16 protein-coding genes, 1 tRNA gene and 1 rRNA gene are annotated in these 17,363 nt (G+C 57.4%); 8 read left to right on the top strand and 10 right to left on the bottom strand.

What is annotated here, in order from left to right:
* Positions 1-406: 406 nt before the first annotated feature.
* Positions 407-1,606, bottom strand: coding sequence for a hypothetical protein (locus tag C4S63_RS17075; RefSeq protein WP_146063405.1), 1,200 nt, complete (start codon positions 1,604-1,606; stop codon positions 407-409).
* Between the two features lie 407 nt (positions 1,607-2,013).
* Between C4S63_RS17075 and C4S63_RS17070 the strand changes: the two genes are divergently transcribed.
* Positions 2,014-2,715 carry a hypothetical protein gene (locus tag C4S63_RS17070; RefSeq protein WP_062817905.1) on the top strand — a complete coding sequence of 234 codons (702 nt, stop codon included), beginning with the start codon at positions 2,014-2,016 and terminating at the stop codon, positions 2,713-2,715.
* 58 nt (positions 2,716-2,773) lie between these two features.
* Here C4S63_RS17070 and C4S63_RS17065 read toward each other — a convergent pair whose 3' ends face one another.
* The 5 genes from C4S63_RS17065 to lptF all read right to left on the bottom strand — a co-directional run bounded on the left by C4S63_RS17065 (position 2,774) and on the right by lptF (position 7,206).
* Entirely contained in the window at positions 2,774-4,006 is a 1,233-nt protein-coding gene (locus C4S63_RS17065; RefSeq protein ID WP_062817904.1) for an integrase arm-type DNA-binding domain-containing protein, read from the bottom strand.
* 160 nt (positions 4,007-4,166) lie between these two features.
* Positions 4,167-4,253, bottom strand: a tRNA-Leu gene (locus C4S63_RS17060).
* A gap of 57 nt (positions 4,254-4,310) precedes the next feature.
* Positions 4,311-5,027 carry a PP2C family serine/threonine-protein phosphatase gene (locus tag C4S63_RS17055; RefSeq protein WP_062817903.1) on the bottom strand — a complete coding sequence of 239 codons (717 nt, stop codon included), beginning with the start codon at positions 5,025-5,027 and terminating at the stop codon, positions 4,311-4,313.
* 2 nt (positions 5,028-5,029) lie between these two features.
* Entirely contained in the window at positions 5,030-6,091 is a 1,062-nt protein-coding gene (gene lptG, locus C4S63_RS17050) for an LPS export ABC transporter permease LptG (protein ID WP_062817902.1), read from the bottom strand.
* Positions 6,088-7,206 carry an LPS export ABC transporter permease LptF gene (gene lptF / locus C4S63_RS17045; protein ID WP_255357643.1) on the bottom strand — a complete coding sequence of 373 codons (1,119 nt, stop codon included), beginning with the start codon at positions 7,204-7,206 and terminating at the stop codon, positions 6,088-6,090. The genes lptG and lptF overlap by 4 nt, the downstream gene beginning before the upstream one ends.
* Before the next feature lie 321 nt (positions 7,207-7,527).
* Between lptF and C4S63_RS17040 the strand changes: the two genes are divergently transcribed.
* The 6 genes from C4S63_RS17040 to C4S63_RS17015 all read left to right on the top strand — a co-directional run bounded on the left by C4S63_RS17040 (position 7,528) and on the right by C4S63_RS17015 (position 14,189).
* Complete coding sequence (locus C4S63_RS17040) at positions 7,528-9,000, top strand: leucyl aminopeptidase (protein WP_063509309.1); 1,473 nt, start codon at positions 7,528-7,530, stop codon at positions 8,998-9,000.
* Between the two features lie 93 nt (positions 9,001-9,093).
* Positions 9,094-9,513 (top strand): DNA polymerase III subunit chi, encoded by a 420-nt coding sequence (locus C4S63_RS17035; RefSeq protein WP_062817900.1) that lies wholly within the window; start codon positions 9,094-9,096, stop codon positions 9,511-9,513.
* Between the two features lie 19 nt (positions 9,514-9,532).
* Positions 9,533-9,892, top strand: a complete 360-nt coding sequence (locus tag C4S63_RS17030; RefSeq protein ID WP_103918252.1) for a hypothetical protein — start codon at positions 9,533-9,535, stop codon at positions 9,890-9,892.
* A gap of 124 nt (positions 9,893-10,016) precedes the next feature.
* Positions 10,017-12,800, top strand: a complete 2,784-nt coding sequence (locus C4S63_RS17025; protein ID WP_062817898.1) for a valine--tRNA ligase — start codon at positions 10,017-10,019, stop codon at positions 12,798-12,800.
* Between the two features lie 18 nt (positions 12,801-12,818).
* On the top strand, positions 12,819-13,385 hold the full coding sequence (locus C4S63_RS17020; RefSeq protein ID WP_062817897.1) for a TetR/AcrR family transcriptional regulator: 567 nt from the start codon (positions 12,819-12,821) through the stop codon (positions 13,383-13,385).
* 9 nt (positions 13,386-13,394) lie between these two features.
* Entirely contained in the window at positions 13,395-14,189 is a 795-nt protein-coding gene (locus C4S63_RS17015; RefSeq protein ID WP_103918251.1) for a class I SAM-dependent methyltransferase, read from the top strand.
* 21 nt (positions 14,190-14,210) lie between these two features.
* Here the strand turns inward: C4S63_RS17015 and C4S63_RS17010 are convergent, their stop codons facing one another.
* Together C4S63_RS17010 and C4S63_RS17005 are read right to left on the bottom strand one after the other, a co-directional pair.
* Positions 14,211-14,894 carry a TetR/AcrR family transcriptional regulator gene (locus C4S63_RS17010; protein WP_063509313.1) on the bottom strand — a complete coding sequence of 228 codons (684 nt, stop codon included), beginning with the start codon at positions 14,892-14,894 and terminating at the stop codon, positions 14,211-14,213.
* Positions 14,895-14,972: 78 nt separating this feature from the next.
* Positions 14,973-15,173: a DUF2061 domain-containing protein gene (locus C4S63_RS17005; protein ID WP_063509314.1), complete on the bottom strand. Its 201-nt coding sequence runs from the start codon at positions 15,171-15,173 to the stop codon at positions 14,973-14,975.
* Between the two features lie 224 nt (positions 15,174-15,397).
* On the opposite strand from C4S63_RS17005, the gene yegS reads away from it, so the two are divergent.
* The gene (gene yegS, locus C4S63_RS17000; RefSeq protein ID WP_103918250.1) at positions 15,398-16,300 is read left to right on the top strand and encodes a lipid kinase YegS; all 903 of its coding nucleotides are present in this window, start codon (positions 15,398-15,400) and stop codon (positions 16,298-16,300) included.
* Here yegS and C4S63_RS16995 read toward each other — a convergent pair.
* Both C4S63_RS16995 and rrf read right to left on the bottom strand, forming a co-directional pair.
* Positions 16,289-16,831: a tyrosine-protein phosphatase gene (locus tag C4S63_RS16995; RefSeq protein WP_062817892.1), complete on the bottom strand. Its 543-nt coding sequence runs from the start codon at positions 16,829-16,831 to the stop codon at positions 16,289-16,291. The genes yegS and C4S63_RS16995 overlap by 12 nt on opposite strands.
* A gap of 372 nt (positions 16,832-17,203) precedes the next feature.
* A 5S ribosomal RNA gene (gene rrf, locus C4S63_RS16990) occupies positions 17,204-17,319 on the bottom strand.
* Between the last annotated feature and the right edge of the window lie 44 nt (positions 17,320-17,363).

Here is a 17,363-nt window from a genome sequence, read left to right as displayed (position 1 = left end):
TTACCACAGGCCTCACAGCTACAACGGCGGGATCGCCCCTGCGGTGGCCGAAGAAAAACCTAAATCACTGTCCGGTATTAGTTGACCACTACAGAACGTCATATCCGTTCCAGGGGCCTGAGTGATGGTAAGTAAGGTGGGTATTGTCTGGGTGACGACGTTTCATTGCTAACTCCTTGAATGTAATGAATCCATAGGAATTAGCTGGTGTGTATTTCTTAACCAGACATAATTATATTGAGCTTATCTATCAATCACTTACTGGTATTCTTCTCTTACTAGTATTTGATATCAATCAGAGGGTAGAGAACCCTCTTAAAGGCTTTCGTGTAATACTATTACCGGGACAGAAAAAGCGGTCGAGGCCACTACCGACCTAAGACCCAGCCCCGAATCCACTCCCTAGTTAGGTTATTATTGCATCTGCGTTGCTCGCACGTTCGGGGTACCGCTTTGCTTTGGCCTTCAAACCGCAAACCACCTGCATACCCTCCTCAAGAAACGAGCTATCTGGCTGCGACTCAGCTGTGGAAATGCAATACTCTCTGCCCCATCCCATGGTGAGGCGAATATTCCAATACGGGCTCTCGGTAAGTGGACTTGGGCCGCTGGAAGATACGCACAGGGTCAGCATGTTTCCTGATGCAGGGTGAGACTCCAGCATGGGAAGAATCACAAACTCTGTATCGCCTCCCTTCTCTGCGCCCTCAGCCAAACCCAACTCTTTCTTCACACCATCCAGCAACAGCCTTGCCCTTTCCGCCTGACGTTGTGAAGCTGTCAGGATCGCCGTCTTGAATGCTTTGGCTCCTGGCTCATTACCGATGACAAGCTCTTCACCAATTTTGGCCAGTATTGCCACCTCTAGAAGTTGCAACCCATCCTGATCCTGAAACTCGGAAAGCAACTCGCTGGCATACTCATTTATTTTTGCTTGAAGATATGAAATATATCCCTCGAGAGGCAAATCCTTGAAAAGCGCCGTCAGGTCAGATAGTTGCTGATAGCCTGCCCCGCCCTGTTCCAAGCCAGCCCTCTTCAGGCCCCATTTCCTCTCGAACCGGACCACTTTTCTGAGAGCGACATCGGAACGCCCCTCTTCCTTAACAATGCCAGGTACCAACTGGTTAACTTCCCTCGCTCCCTTGAACAGCGCTTCTGCCTGCCCACCTAACCAATCCTCATCCCCAGCGAAGCCTCTGCCTACCAGCAGAGTCTCAGACCTACTATTCTCACCAAATGCTGGATGCCCCATATTCAAGAAATATTGGCTCTTGGCAGAACCAAATAGATAACGCCCCGTCACACCTGGAACCAACGCTCTAAGGAAACCCAAATCAGCCAGCCTACTGACCTGCGACCTTCTCTGGTCAACAGAAAAGCCCGTGAGCTTAGACAGTGACGCATGTCCCAAATCAACAACCCTGCCAACCTTTGATGAATGCGACAAAAGGACGGACAAGAACAATCGATTTAATGGGGTTAGCTTCATCCCCTTTTCTTGGCAAAGGCACCCAAATGCCACTTTACGAATCAGAGTTTCTTCCACCTCGACAGGGCAATTCTTGAACGACCCCTTCAGCGCTTCCGCAAAATCATCATCCACCTGAATCAGCCTCTTAGGACGATGATCAACCCCATGCTCCTTCGATATCGCCACGACCCCGGAAGCTCCCAGCTCTTGCACAGCCCGACCAACGTGCTTGCTGTTTAGCCGGAATAGCTCTGCGTATTCCTCAAAGGAGCACGAGGCGGTACCATTACCAAACCGACAAACGAAGCAGTACAAAAACAAGCGAGACACACCTGATATGCCCTTCAGTGTCTCCTCCGCAGGATCGCCCTTTCTGTAAATCAACAGTCTTAATGGCCACATACCGCCCCCTTTTACCCCATTATACCACCAGGTATTATCATTTTCGTTACTTTTAACGTTATATATAACGCTATGGATAACGTAAATGTTAGCATTTAAACTAATGGGAAGATTTAGCATGGGCGCTTGGAGGAACCATGGGCAGACAACCACAAACTATCGAGGAATGGATTAAGGGAGAGAAAGCAAGGCAGGACTGGCTCGATCAGAAATTACGTGACGCAGGTTTACGCCGATTAACCCATGAAGGCCAAGACACAATTGATGCACTCATCTCAGATCTAGAGGAGGCTCTTCCGAAAGGCGCTGACCGCGCAGAGGCGATCCGCAAGCTGAAACAGAACTGGAGAGTTTTTAAATGCAGCCAAAAGAACAAAACCTCCACACTCTCAATCAGCGTGAAAAAACGTACCCACGAGTCACTAAAGAAGCTGGCCAATGGCAGGAGGGAAACGCAAAAAGCCACGCTGGAGAAGCTCATCGAAGAGGGATTTCAAACGGAAGCTGACAAGAAAGCAGCCATCAAAGAAGCCGTTAATCAGGCGAAGCTTAGCCATTTCGAAAAGCACTCCCCGCTTGAATGGCCCCCCCTTTCCTCGGTGTTTACCAGGGAGGCTGAGAGCCTCCGGGAAACTGTCGCAGAAAAAGACGAGGAAATTCATCGCCTTAGAAAGGAACTCGATTCTCTGAGCTCCACATCAATAGAAAAAGACGAATCGGATATAGCCCCCGGCAGTGCGCCTGACATTGATGATAAAGCAGAGCCCGAGCCACCTAAACTCGAGCCGACACGAAACGTTGGCGAAATTCTGTACAACAGAAAGAAACCATCATTCTGAGGTAAAGCTCTTTCCGCCATTGCCACTGCTTGCCCGCAAAAGCAGATGGGAACACACGTCAAGCCTCCTGACTGGCCCCATTCACCTCCTCTGCCGGCCCCTCCGCCTTGAGGCCATCCAGGTAATCCGCCCACTGCTGCATCATCCCCACACGACCCTCCAGGTGCGACGTCCGGTTATAGGCCCGACCATTGGCGTCCCTGACGGAGTGAGCGAGCTGGTGCTCGATCCAGTCCACACGGACATCCAGGACTTCATCAAGCAGGGTACGGGCAATGGCGCGCCATCCGTGCTGGGTCATCCTTCCCTTGTAGCCAAGGGTTTTCAGCAGCTTGTTGAGGGTGTTGTCACTGATCGGCTCTCCGGGCTTGGTGCCCTCGAAAACATAGCGGCAATGCCCGGTGAGCGGCTGGATTTCCTTGAGAATCGCGACAGCCTGGCGAGACAGCGGGACTACGTGGGGCTCCCGCATCTTCATTTTCTCTGCAGGAATGCTCCAAAGGGCCTTCTTCAGGTCAATTTCTGACCACTCGGCGTGACGCAATTCACCCGGTCGGACGAATACCAGCGGAGCCAACCGGGCTGCGGCCTTGGTGGTGGCCGCTGCCTGACAGGCATCAATGGCCCGAAGCATCTTGCCCACTTCCTCTGGCTCCAGAATCGCCAGGCGGTGCTTTTCTTTCTTAACGGCAATCTGCCCCTGAAGAGGCAAGGCGGGATTGTTCTCGGCACGACCGGTTGCCATAGCGAAGTTGAAGATCTCGGAGGCCATACCCCTCAAGCGGTTGGCGGTATAGCCACTGGTCTTTTGGGTACGCTGCAGCACATTCCACAGCTCAGCTGTGGTGATTTCAGAGATGGGCCGGCTGCCCAGGAATGGAAGAAGGCCATTATTCAGCCAGATGCGCCGCTTCCGCTCCGTGGTCGGCGTCCACTTCTCGCTGCTCACCTTGTTCTGCGCCCACTCTTCCGCCACCCCGGCAAAGGTATTGCGCAAGGCGGTCTCTGTGGCCATCTTTTCGGCTTTACGCTGATCACCCGGGTCAACGCCAGAAGCCAGCAGCTCTCGAGCTTGTTGCCGTTTGTCTCGGGCAGCTTTCAGGCTTGTGCTGGGGTAGGTGCCAAGGGAGAGTCGCTTTTGCTTACCGTTGAAGCGGTATTTGAAGCGCCACCATTTGCCGCCTTTGGGGGAAATCTCCAGGAACATCCCCTCGCCATCGGAGATGCTGTAGAGCTTGTCCTGGGGCTTTGCTGCGCGGATTTTGACGTCGCTGAGTTTGTTGGTTTCCATGGCTTTCGCCGGCTTTGGGCTGTGGAGTTGGCCCCAAAGTTGGCCCCAGGTGGGGCCAGATGTCAACAAACCTTGTCGGACGGCAGCGGAAGAGACTCATCGATAACTTGCTGTTTTTAAAGCTTTCGAGGAGCTCTTCGGATGCTGCCGGACCGTCATTTGGTACCAGAGGCCGGACTTGAACCGGCACGCCCGCGAAGGCAACGGATTTTGAATCCGTCGTGTCTACCAATTCCACCACTCTGGCAGTGGTGCGCGAGTATACCAGCAGATGACGGCTTTGCCAGCCTCGGAGAAAGATTTGTCACTCGTAATGCCCATTAGCGGACACTTTTACCGCCGTCACGTTATCCCGGCTACCCGCATTGAGCGCGGCTTTGAGGATGGCAGACTCGCTGGCACCCTGTCCCATCAGGCGCCCCAGATCGTCCACCGTGAGGACCGAATGCACGCCATCAGTGGTCAGCAGAAACTGTTGATCCGCAGAAAGATCAAAACGGGCCTGCTCCAGTTTCAGCTTGTCGCCATTGCCAATGGCCTGATAGATCACATGGGCCCGGGGGTGGGACATGGCCTGGCGCTCATCAATGTCCCCGGCATCCACCAGGGCCTGAACCGGCGTATGATCCCGGGTCAACCGGGTCATCTCTTCCCCCACATGGCGATATAGTCGGGCATCTCCAGCCCACAGCACGGCAGCCTCATCCCGATAAATCAGCAGCACTGCCACAGTGGCCCCCATGGGCTTGCTGCGCAGGTGCAGTGCCGCATGATGGCGAATGGCGTGATTGGCGCTCTGCAAGGCGGATTCCACGGCCATCAGGCGGTGGGCAATACCGCCCCCCAGCGCCACCGTGTCCAGGGATTCACGGATAATGGTAGCGGCCAGATCACCGGCATCGTGCCCTCCCATGCCATCGATCACCGCCCACAGCCCGTCACTGTCCCGGCACACCAGGGTGTCTTCATTCGCAGGCCTGCGCCCTTTATGGGTGCGCCCCTGCCCCCTCCAGATTGTCATTATTATCGTACCCGCTGCAGGAGCCAGATCCCCAGGATGAGACAAAGCGCCGGTGGTACAACCGCCGCCATCAAGGGTTCGGTATGAAACACCAGCGATAATTGGCCAAAGAACTGCTGGCCGTAATGGAAGATCAGCCCGGCCACAATCCCTGCGGTGAGACGCAGGCCCATGGTGACCTCTCGCAGTGGCCCGAACACGAAAGAGATGGCGATCAGCACCATGCCGATCGTGGCCAGCGGCATGAACAGTTTCTGCCAGAAACTCAGCATGTAATCGGCGGTTTCCAGTCCCTGGCGTTTCAGGTAATCGGTATACTCGAGCAGCTTGGCCATGGCCAGATGATCCGGTTCCAGCACCACGATACTGAGCAGCTGCGGAGTCAGCTTGGTTTGCCACCGGGCGTTATCGCGATTGAAGACTTCGGTACCTTCATCGGAAAGCCGGGTTCCCTTGATGCCTTCCAGGGACCAGTAATCGCCCTGGTAAATGGCCCGCTCGACAAACTGGGTTTCCGTGAGCTTGTGATTGTCATCAAAGCGATAGCGGGTCAACCCATGCAGCACACCGTTGGGTTGCACCGCGTTGATATGAATGAACTCCGGCCCTTCCCGGTGCCAGTAACCATATTTGGAACGCAGCGCCTCGCCGCCCCCTTCCGCCATGGAACGGTTACTCTGCGCCACCTGCTCCGAATAGGGCGTCAGGTATTCACCAAGAGGAATGGACAGCAGGATCAGCAGGAAAACCGGACGCAACACCAGCCAGCTCACCTTCAATGTGGAGACACCGGAAGCCCGAATCACCGACAATTCGCCGCTATTGGCCAGCAGACCAAGGCCAATCAGGGTCCCCAGCAAGATGGCCATCGGCAGGTATTCATGCACACGCCGGGGGGTGGTGGTGAGAATAAACTGCAGCGCCTGCATGGCCTGATAATCCCCACGCAGACCTTCCAGTTCATAGATAAACCCGAACAGACAATCCAGGCCCACGATAATGCCCAGAATCGCCAGCGTAGGAATCAATACCGCCCGCCAGAAGTAGCGTTTCAGTAATCTCACGCCCGCCTCCTGCGGCGGAAAATCCGCCCGCCGAAATACAACAAGAACACCACAATCACTGCGGTAAGGTGTACCCAGCCAGTGTGCAGGTACCAGGGCAGAGCGCCCTCATGGTCCTCGATAGCACTGCGTGTGACCAACAGCATGCCCACGTACAGCATGTAGCCAAGCACCGCCGGGATCAGCCGGTAAAAACGGCCCTGGCGCGGGTTCACCCGGGCCAGCGGAATCGCTGCCAGGGCCATGATGGGCACGGTCAGAATCAGGGAAATACGCCACTGCAACTCCGCCATGGCATCGCGACTGTTGTCCCGTTCGTTGATCAACTCCGCCGTCGGCCGACCGCGCACCTTGGGAGGGCGGCTGTCGGTTCGCTCCTTACCGATTCTTACCTTCGCTTCCTTGAAGCCGATTTCCTTGTAGTCACTCTGGCCCGGCTTGCCTTGATACTGGAAGCCCTCGGTCAGTAACAGATAGCTGATTCCCTCTTCCTGTACCAGCTTGCCGCTCTTGGCCCAGACCGTCAGCAAACGATCCGCCTCGCCGCGGGCCTGGAACCGGGCATCCGCCACGAACACATTTTCCAGCACGCCTTTTTCCCGGTTCATCTGCTCCGCGTAGGTGGCACGCTGGGTATTGCTGGAGCCTTTTACGTGGAAACGCCCCGGGGTGAGCAGTTCCAGCACCGAGCGGTCTTTCTGCTCTTCAAAGATGCGGTTCACTTCCGCATCGCCCCTGGGCGTCACATAGAGGGAAAACATGGCGACCAGGGTAGTAGCCATGAGGATAGGCAGAATCAGCGACCGGACGATCCGGCGATGGCCCTGGCCACCGGCCTGCAGCACCACCATCTCGTTATCCATGTGCATGCGACCGAGCACCAGCAGCAGGCCGATATAGAGGCTGAGGGGGACGATCATCTGCAGGAATTCCGGCATCCGGAAGGCCATCACCAAAAACAGGGCGTCGGCGGCGATTTCGCCGGCGGCGGCTTCGGCGAGGTATTTGATAAACCGGCCACTGACCAACACCATCACCAGAATAAAGGTGACCATGACGGTGGTCATGAAGACTTGCCGGTTAATATAACGATGAAGAATCAAGGGCTGGCCCACTCATTCATGTCTGCAAAAAGGCACCGACACCCCGAAAAGGCAGGACTGAGCGCCTGCGGGAGCGGCACATACCGCGCGGGCGACCCGGCAACCAGGCACCTGCGGCAGCAGTGAATGGGTCCTAGTGTAACTGACTGACTGGCCAAGGTGATAATCAAGCGCAATGAAATACCGCTGACAGCGGCGGTTTCGCTGGCAACCCGGCACGCCCCGGCACCCTGCCCCGATTGCGTTTGAACGCCGAACAGCCCACTATTTCCCTGTTTTCGCACCGGCAAGCGCTCTTGCCGCGTGTCATACCTTGATTGATATGGAGACAGCATGGACTTCGCAGTGAGCAACAGGCCCCTGGACAAATTCAAAGCCGATGCACTGATTCTGGTGCTGGGCAAGAACAGCGATCTTCCGGAGTCACTGCCGGAGAGCACCCGCGACCAGCTCACCCGTTTCATCAAGGCCGGCGACTTTGACGGCAGCAAGGGCCAGATGAGCTGGCTGCACCAACCGGAAGGTCTGGCCGCCGCTCGCCTGCTGCTGGTAGGCCGGGGCGACAAGCAGCCCTCCGATCTGCAGTGGCAGGAACTGCTGCGCCAGACGGTGAAAACGGTTCGCAAAGCACCGGTCAAACACGCCGTCTGGTTGCTCGACGCAAGCCTGCCGCAAAGTCTGGAGTGGCAGGCCCGTGAAGGCACCCGGGTGGCAGAAGAAAGCACTTACCGTTTCGATCAGTACCGCAGCAAGCCGGCACCGGCCAGCAAGCTGGGCAAATGGACCTTCTGGCATGCGGAAAAAGATGCCGCCCTGAGCAAGGCAAGCAAGACCGGCAAAGGCGTGGCAAGCGGCGTCAACCTGGCCCGGGACCTGGGCAATCTGCCGCCCAACGACTGCTACCCGGAGTACCTGAGCGGCGTGGCCCGAGACCTGGGCAAGGCCTACGACAAACTCACCGTCAAGGTGATCAGTCAGGCCCAGGCTGAAAAAATGGGCATGGGCGCCTTCGTTGCCGTGGCCAAGGGTTCCGAGCGCCAGGGCCAGATTATCGTCATGGAATACAAGGGCGCCAAACCCGGCAAGGCGGGCCCCGTGGCCCTGGTCGGCAAGGGCATCACCTTCGATACCGGCGGCATCTCCCTCAAGCCCGGCGCCAATATGGACGAGATGAAATACGACATGGGCGGTGCTGCCAGCGTGTTCGGCAGCGTCAAGACCGTCTGCGAGCTGGACCTGCCCATCCATATGGTGGCGGTGGTTGCAGCGGCGGAAAACATGCCCGACGGGCGCGCTTCCCGGCCCGGGGATATCGTCAAGACCCTGTCCGGGCAGACCGTGGAAATTCTCAATACTGACGCGGAAGGCCGGCTGGTGCTGTGTGATGCGTTGACCTATGTGCAGCAGAAACACAAACCACACACCGTCATCGATGTCGCGACCCTCACCGGCGCCTGCGTTGTCGCCCTGGGCGCCCATGCCCAGGCGGTATACAGCAACGACGATGATCTCAGCCAGGCGCTGCTGGCCGCCGGCCAGGAGACCGGTGACCGGGGCTGGCCCATGCCCCTGTGGGACGAGTACCAGAGCCAGCTGGACAGTCCCTTCGCCGACATGCAGAACATCGGCGGCCCCAAAGCCGGCTCCATCACTGCCGCCTGCTTCCTGTCACGTTTTGCCAAGGACGTGAAATGGGCGCATCTGGATATCGCCGGCACCGCCTGGATCAGCGGAGGTATGAGCAAAGGTGCTACCGGTCGTCCGGTCCCCATGCTGACCCGCTATCTGATGAACCTGAGCCAGTAATGGACCGGTCGCCGGAAACCTGATGGCCGGCGACGACAGCGCAACCCACGCGTCAGACGTGCATCTGTCACGTCTGACGCCCGCAGGCCCACCATGACCGAAGTGACTTTCTACCTGAGCAACAAAGCTGGCGACGGCGTTCGTCAGGCGCTGGCTTGGCGCATTGCCGACAAGGCCCAGAAACAGGGCCGGCTGGTCTATATTCATTGTCGGGATGCGGACCATGCACGGCAACTGGACCAGCAGTTCTGGCAGACTCCTGCCACTGGCTTCCTGCCCCACGGGACTCAGCAGGAAGGCAAGGCCCCGGTCATCCTGGGTCACGGCGAGGATCCCGGCGACCACCACGATGTGCTGATCAACCTGACCGATCAGGTGCCGGATTTTGCCTCCCGTTTCCAGCGGGTTGCAGAGATGATCAGCGGTGCCGAGAATGAAAGACAGGCTGGGCGTGACCGATTTCGCTACTACCGCGAGCGGGGCTTCCCGGTCACCACACACGAATTGGGCTGAACACGCCACGGACACCACCATGAGCGACCGGGAGACACGAAAAAAAGAGCTTCTCAAGGAGCTCGGCGACGTCCAGTCACTGCTGGACGACACGGAGGCTCGGCCAGCCCCTTCGACCACCGGCCCCGGCAGCCTGGAGCGAGAGCAGATCCGCAAGCTCGCCAGCGAACGACACAACCCCTTTCTTGGCAGCCCACCCCCGGCCCCCCAAGATCGTGTGGCGCCTGCCGTCATGGCCCCGCCCCCTTCTTCTGCCCGCCCAGCTTTGAACAGCGATGATATTGATGCGGTGATCGATGAGCTGGTGGCCGAGGCCCTGCCGAAGCTGGAAAAAGCCCTGCGCCTGAAGCTGCGTGCCGCCCTGCGCAAAAAATCGTAAGTCCTCGCTTCCCCGGATATCCCCTCAGCAGGCTCCGGCAACCGGGTTTTCCCGCAACCCGCGACGCAGCCGCCCCGCTCCGCTATAATTCGCCCTCATTTTTTACTGGTTTAGAAGCGGACTCATGGACAAGACTTATCAACCCGATCGCATCGAACAGGCCTGGTATGAAAACTGGGAAAAAGCCGGTTATTTCAAGCCGTCCGGCCAGGGTGATTCCTTTTGCATCATGATTCCGCCCCCCAATGTGACCGGCAGCCTGCATATGGGCCACGCCTTTCAGGACACCATCATGGATACCCTGGTGCGTTACCGACGCATGCAGGGTCGCAACACCCTGTGGCAGGTAGGTACCGACCATGCCGGTATCGCCACCCAGATGGTGGTGGAGCGCAAGCTGGCAGGAGAAGGTACCAACCGTCATGAGCTTGGCCGTGACAAATTCCTGGAGAAAGTCTGGGAGTGGAAAGGCGAATCCGGCGGCACCATTACCCGTCAGCTACGTCGCATGGGCGCCAGCGTGGACTGGACCCGCGAGCGCTTCACCATGGACGAGGGCCTGTCCAACGCGGTACGCGAAGTCTTTGTCCGCCTGCACAAAGAAGGCCTGATCTACCGTGGCAAGCGCCTGGTAAACTGGGACCCGACCCTGCATACCGCCATCTCCGATCTGGAAGTGGAGAATGTGGAGGAGCAGGGCCACATGTGGCATTTCCGCTATCCCCTCTCCGATGGTTCCGGACACCTGGTGGTGGCCACCACCCGCCCGGAAACCATGCTCGGCGATACCGCTGTGGCGGTGCACCCGGAAGACCCGCGCTACAAGGACATGATCGGCAAGACCATTCGCCTGCCGCTGGCCGAGCGTGACATCCCCATCATCGCCGACGATTACGTGGATCCGGACTTCGGCTCCGGTTGCGTGAAAATCACCCCGGCCCACGACTTCAACGATTACGAAGTGGGCAAGCGCCACGATCTGCCGATGATCAACATCCTGACCATCGACGCGGCAATGAATGACGAAGTGCCGGAGGCCTATCGCGGCCTGGACCGGGTCGATGCCCGCAAGAAGGTGGTGGATGATCTGGATGCCCTGGGTCTGTTGGAGAAAGTGGCCGACCATACCCTGCAGGTGCCCCGTGGCGACCGCTCCGGCGTGGTCATCGAACCCTACCTGACCGACCAGTGGTTCGTGGCCGTGGAAGAACTGGCCAAACCCGCCATTGCCGCCGTGGAAAACGGCGACATCCAGTTCGTGCCGAAGAACTACGAGAACATGTACTTCTCGTGGATGCGTGACCTGCAGGACTGGTGCATTTCCCGTCAGCTATGGTGGGGACACCGGATTCCCGCCTGGTATGACGCCGATGGCAATGTCTATGTGGGCCGTGATGAAGAGGAAGTCCGCGCCAACAACAATCTGGGCGACATCCCCCTGACCCAGGACGAGGACGTGCTGGATACCTGGTTCAGTTCCGCCCTGTGGACCTTCTCCACCCTGGGCTGGCCGGAAGATACCGATGCCCTGCGCACCTTCCACCCCACGGATGTGCTGGTCACCGGCTTCGACATCATCTTCTTCTGGGTGGCACGGATGATCATGATGACCCTGAAGTTCACCGACCAGGTGCCCTTCAAGAAGGTCTATGTGCATGGCCTGGTGCGCGACAACGACGGCCAGAAGATGTCCAAATCAAAGGGCAATGTGCTGGACCCGCTGGACATGATCGACGGCATCACCCTGGATGCGCTGGTAGAAAAGCGCACCAAGGGCCTGATGCAGCCGCAGAAAGAAAAACAGATCACCAAGCGTACCCACAAGGATTTCCCGGACGGCATCAACCCCTACGGCACCGATGCCCTGCGCTTCACCTTCCTGTCGCTGGCCTCCACCGGTCGTGATATCAAGTGGGACATGGGCCGCATTGAAGGTTACCGGAACTTCTGCAACAAGATCTGGAACGCTGCCCGCTACGTGATGATGAACACGGAAGGGGAAGATTGCGGTTTGACCGGCGAGGTGGAATTGTCCCTGGCGGATCGCTGGATCATTTCCGCCCTGCAGCGCGCCGAACAGGAAGTCAGCGAAGCGCTGGACAGCTTCCGGTTCGACGTGGCCAGCCATGCCGCCTACGAGTTTATCTGGAACGAGTACTGCGACTGGTACCTGGAACTGTCCAAGCCCGTGCTGTGGGGCGACGATTACTCCGAGGCCCAGAAACGCGGCACCCGCCGCACCCTGGTGACCGTGCTGGAAGCCATCCTGCGTCTGGCTCACCCGTTCATGCCTTTCATTACGGAAGAAATCTGGCAGAAGATCGGCCCCATGGCCGGCAAAACGGCTGCGGCAACGGAAGGGGATAAGCGCGACACCATCATGCTGCAGGCCTTCCCGGCCAGCGACGCCAGCAAGATTGATGAAGAAGCGGAAACGGGTGCCGAATGGGTCAAGGCCGTGATCAGCGCGGTACGCAATATCCGCGGCGAAATGGGCATCCCGCTGGGCAAGGCCCTGCCCGTCTACCTGCACAACGGCAAGGACAGCGACAAGGCCCTGCTGGATGCCAACCGCTCCTTCCTGAGCAAACTGGCAAAACTGGAATCCATCACCTGGCTCAACGCGGAAGACTCCGCACCGGCCTCCGCCACCGCCCTGGTCGGCGATATGGAAATTCTGGTGCCCATGGCCGGGCTGATCGACAAGGATGCAGAAATCGAGCGGCTCTCGAAAGAGATCGACAAACTGCGCAAGGAAGTGGGCCGCGCCGAAGTCAAACTGAAAAATCCCAAGTTTGTGGATAAGGCGCCCCAGGCTGTCGTAGACAAGGAAAAAGCCAAACTGGACGATTACCGGTCCCAGCTGGCCAAGCTCGAAGAGCAGCTGGAAAAAATCAAATATCTGTAAGGCATAACGGAAGCCGCTATGGATGACCCTCGCCGTGCCCGCATCCTTACCTGCGCCCAGGAAGTCTTCGCCAGCGAAGGCTTCCGTAGCGCAGAGGTCAAGACCATTGCCGTGCAGGCGGGGGTCGGCAAGGCCACCATCTACAAATTCTTTCCGTCCAAGGAGTCCCTGCTACTCACCATCGTGGAGGAAAACCTTAACACCATCCGCGATATCATTTTCGCTGACCTGATGGCCAGCATTCCCCCGCTGGAGCGGCTGGAAAATCTCTGCCGCAACGTGGCCCGCTATCTGGAGCAGAATCAGAATTTTTCCCGGGTGCTGATCCAGGAAGCCGGGGATTTCATGGGCGATATTCAGCGCCAGTACCTGGCGCTGATGGAACAGAACCTGCCGGTGGCGGATGCGTTCTTCAAGGAGCTGCGCAAGGACGGCTACTTTGTCGCCTTGCCAACCCGCGATACCATCTTGATGATGGTGAATCTGGTGGTGGGCACCACTTACACGTGGGCACTCACCGGCGAAGGCAGCCTCGAACAACAAGCCGCAGACTACATGAAGGTGTTAATCCGCGGCCTCAGATAGGACGAGACCATGCGCATTCTGATTGCCCTGGCAGCATTGCTGTCATTTTCCCTGGCTCACGCGGCCTCCCTCGACGACATTCTTTCCGCACCCCACCGCAGTAGTGAAGAAAAGGCGCGTGATCAATATCGCCACCCGGTACAAACCCTGAATTTTTTCGAGGTGGAAAAAGACATGACGGTGGTGGAAATCTGGCCCGGCGCCAAAGGCTGGTACACCGCGATACTTGCCCCCTATCTGCGCGAGGAAGGCACTTTTTATGCCGCCCAGTTTCCCCCGGATAGCGACATCGACTTCTATACCCGCGCATTGACCCTGTTCAAGGCGAATCTGGCCAAGCATCCCGCGTTATACGACCGGACCCGCATCACCCACCTTTATCCCCCTGCCTACAGCGACATTGCCCCCGCAAACACCGTGGACCGGGTGCTTACTTTCCGCAATGTCCACAACTGGGCCAAGGCAGGCAAGGCGGAAGCCGTGTTTGCCAGCTTCTTCAAGGCTCTGAAACCGGGAGGGATTCTGGGGGTTGTTGAACACCGTGCGCCAGAAGGGCGCTCACTGGATGCCCAGATCGAAAGCGGGTACATGACCGAAAGCTATGTGATTGCTCAGGCAGAAAAAGCCGGTTTTCGTCTCGCAGAACAATCGGAAATGAATGCCAATCCCCGGGACAGTGCAGACCATCCCGCAGGTGTCTGGACGCTCCCTCCCTCACTGCGGCTTGGCGATAAAGACAGGGAAAAATATCTGGCGATCGGAGAAAGTGATCGCATGACATTGAAGTTCGTGAAGCCGGAATAAGCCCGGCACACCCTCACGCACTCAGGATGGCGTGCGCTCCAGCATACCCGGGGTGACCTCACCGAGGACCAGGGATTCGGCGATGCCGATGGCAACCTTCTTGCACAGGTCCAGCCGCTGCTGGGAGAAGCCACCGTCTTCGAAGATATAAAGGGAATAGTTTTCCAGCATCCACAACATGGTGCGGAACACCAGGGGCTCATAGTCCTTGCCGGTGTAGCGGCTAATCTGGGCGGTGAGGACTTCGGAGGCAATATCCTGGGCCCGGACCCGGTGCGGTGCCAGCGCCGAGGCTGAGGAGCGTGCCTCTTCCATCATCAGCTTGATGATCGGGCCCATGCTGACGTGGTAGTCGAAATACACCTGGGTGGTATTCCGGATAATATCCCGGGCAGACGACGCCTGCTTCACCTCCTTGTGGAAGTGAAGCAACATGTTGTCCACGAAAATGCGATAGATGCTTTCCAGCACATCCATCTTGTTGCGGAAGTATTTGTAGAAGGTGCGCCGGGACACATCAGAGGCATCCAGCAGGTGCTGCACCGTGGTTCGCTGCAGGCCACGCTGGGCAAACACCTGCATGGAGTGGATCAGAATTTCCGAACGGGCCTGTGAGCGCTGACCGCCCTCCTCCCGCGCGTGCACTTCCAATACCTGATTCACCACCTGGCGGATCGCATCAATGTCACTGCTTGAATTCTGCACCTGACAAATACCCCTAGGAATGTATACTTGGTCGCTAGCTTAACTAACGGTTACAGCAGAGTAAACATCGAGTTTATCTTATGCCATGACCGTTCCGCTCACGACTTTACCCGGGGCCCATCGCTTCCAGATCTTCTCGTGGAAATGGTACGCCACGGTATTCACACAGGGCTCAACCAGGGCCGTCGCCCCACCAATCCGCCAATCCCCGGTCATTGCCCAGACGACCAGAAATGCCACGGCAATATGCATCGCACCGAAACTGAATGTCTTGATCATTGGCCACCTCCTTGGCATTTATAATTACAGCAGCCAGATCAATAGCAAAATTCGATTATTCAATATCCCCAATAGCAGATAGCAATCATTCTCAACAAGGGCTCGCAAGCGTTAACAGTTGTAAAGTTCGCACCCCTGTCACAACCTCGCGATTGCTTGCCAGGGCCTGCTGCAGGTATCAAGTAAACTTGCTTCCGCATTCACTGAATTAGGAAACCCTGACTGTGTCCACGAAAAGCCTGCTTATCCTGCACGGTAAACAAGCCACCAACGAGGAAGTCCGCGAAGCTGTAATGGCGTGGAGAGACAAGGGTCACGACCTTGCCGTACGCGTCACCTGGGAAGGCGGTGACGCGGAACGCTACGTCGAAGAAGCCCTGTCTTTGGGCTACACCACGCTTATTGCCGGTGGCGGCGACGGCTCTGTCAGGGATATTGTTCATGCGATGATGACCAGTGAGCGCGATGACCTTGCCCTGGCCATTTTGCCGCTGGGCACCGCCAACGACTTCGCCACCGCTGCCGGCACCCCGGAAAGCATTTCCGAAGCCATCGCATTACTCGATGCCCCTGCCACTGACTGTGACGTCATTCAGGTCAATGATCACTATTTTCTGAACATGGCCACTGGCGGCTTTGGTACCGAGGTCACCACCCAAACCTCCGAGGATCTCAAGAACATGCTCGGCGGCGCCGCGTACCTGCTCACCGGTCTTACCCGCTTTTCAGAGATTCAGGCCGCCGAAGGCAGCTTCAGTGGTGACGACTTCGAATGGCAAGGGGAATTCCTTGCCCTCGGACTGGGAAATGGCCGACAAGCGGGCGGTGGGCAGCGGCTGTGCCCCGATGCTTTGATCAACGATGGATTACTGGATGTTGCCATTCTTCCCGCGCAGATGGATTTACTGGCAGGCGTGCGAGAACTGTTTGATAGCGAAGCCCGTCAGGACCCCAAGCAGGAAGGCCTGTTCGTTCGCACCCGGCTGGCTTCACTGCAGATCAGAACGCCCCACCCCATGAACCTGAATCTGGATGGAGAGCCCATCCAGAGCACAGAGTTCAACATCCGGGTCATTCGTAATCGACTCAAGCTTCATCTGCCACCGGACAGTGCGTTACTGGGCTGAGGGCTCCGACCAGTCGGCACATTGCTGGATGAAGGTTCTGACAGCCCGTCGACGCCCATCAAGCTTGTGTCCAAACAGCGGAAAGTGTTTCCACACTGCCTGGTCACGCACCCCGTACCGTCTCGTGGCGACCGCGACGACCATCATGCCGGTACGAATAACGCCCATCTCGCAATGCACCAGGCAGCGGCTTTCGCTTCGATCCAGCTCCCTCATCAGTGCCTGAATCTGCGCTTCCGTAGGCGGGGTATCCTGGGCCATGGGAATATTCACCAGCCTGAGCCCGTGCCGGGCGCAATACTGACTTTGCCGCTGATACCAGTCCCCCTTGCCGTATTCTGATTCCAGACGCAGGTTGATAATGGTGTTCACACCCAGCACGCGATGCATCACTCGCAATGCAATCGGCCCCAGAGTGCCACTGCGATAGAGTTTGCCCACCTCCACCGTTCTAAAGTGGTACATCAGTTTGCGGTAGCGGTAGATCAGTAAAGCGATCGCCATGGTGATCAATATGATGTTCAGCAGCATGGTCTTGGCTCATTGCTTGTGATGAAGCATTGAGACTGCAGGCTTGCCGAGTAAGGGGGATGACGGCGGGGTGGCGGTTTGGTTACAGGTGCGAGGCCCGGGGTGGGCACTGATTTGTTGAAGCTATGCTTGCATGGCGAGGGGTAGTTTACCGCTTCTGGGTTCTAGGTTGGAGTTTGAGGCTTTGCGGGGCGTGATGACCTACAGTGTGTGACGAGCATGCTCGCCATCCCTTCGGGACCAAGCTGGCTCGATCCCCCTTGAGGGGATGGCGGCTTCGCTGCGAGGCAGGGAGAGTGGATCATCGTGATCCTGAATAAAACAAAAAACCCCCGACACTTTCGTGACGGGGGTTTTCTGTTTTATTTAAGAGCCTGACGATGACCTACTCTCACATGGGGAGACCCCACACTACCATCGGCGATATGTCGTTTCACTTCTGAGTTCGGCATGGGATCAGGTGGTTCCAACACTCTATGGTCGTCAGGCAAACTGGTTTAGCTATCCACGCGGGCATCGCTAAATTAGGTTG

The organism is Alcanivorax sp. DSM 26293 (genome assembly GCF_900107995.1).
Classification (GTDB): Bacteria; Pseudomonadota; Gammaproteobacteria; order Pseudomonadales; family Alcanivoracaceae; genus Alcanivorax.
The sequence above is the reverse complement of the archived record's forward strand: the minus strand, read 5'-3'. Positions and strand labels throughout refer to the sequence as shown.

Bases quoted from the DNA above. Each gene is read 5' to 3' on its own strand.
- C4S63_RS17025 (WP_062817898.1), top strand. From the start codon at position 10,017: ATGGACAAGACTTATCAACCCGATCGCATCGAACAGGCCTGGTATGAA.
- C4S63_RS17020 (WP_062817897.1), top strand. From the start codon at position 12,819: ATGGATGACCCTCGCCGTGCCCGCATCCTTACCTGCGCCCAGGAAGTC.
- C4S63_RS16995 (WP_062817892.1), bottom strand. From the start codon at position 16,831: ATGCTGCTGAACATCATATTGATCACCATGGCGATCGCTTTACTGATC.
- C4S63_RS17030 (WP_103918252.1), top strand. From the start codon at position 9,533: ATGAGCGACCGGGAGACACGAAAAAAAGAGCTTCTCAAGGAGCTCGGC.
- C4S63_RS17055 (WP_062817903.1), bottom strand. From the start codon at position 5,027: ATGACAATCTGGAGGGGGCAGGGGCGCACCCATAAAGGGCGCAGGCCT.
- C4S63_RS17040 (WP_063509309.1), top strand. From the start codon at position 7,528: ATGGACTTCGCAGTGAGCAACAGGCCCCTGGACAAATTCAAAGCCGAT.
- C4S63_RS17035 (WP_062817900.1), top strand. From the start codon at position 9,094: ATGACCGAAGTGACTTTCTACCTGAGCAACAAAGCTGGCGACGGCGTT.
- C4S63_RS17015 (WP_103918251.1), top strand. From the start codon at position 13,395: ATGCGCATTCTGATTGCCCTGGCAGCATTGCTGTCATTTTCCCTGGCT.
- C4S63_RS17070 (WP_062817905.1), top strand. From the start codon at position 2,014: ATGGGCAGACAACCACAAACTATCGAGGAATGGATTAAGGGAGAGAAA.
- C4S63_RS17005 (WP_063509314.1), bottom strand. From the start codon at position 15,173: ATGATCAAGACATTCAGTTTCGGTGCGATGCATATTGCCGTGGCATTT.
- C4S63_RS17065 (WP_062817904.1), bottom strand. From the start codon at position 4,006: ATGGAAACCAACAAACTCAGCGACGTCAAAATCCGCGCAGCAAAGCCC.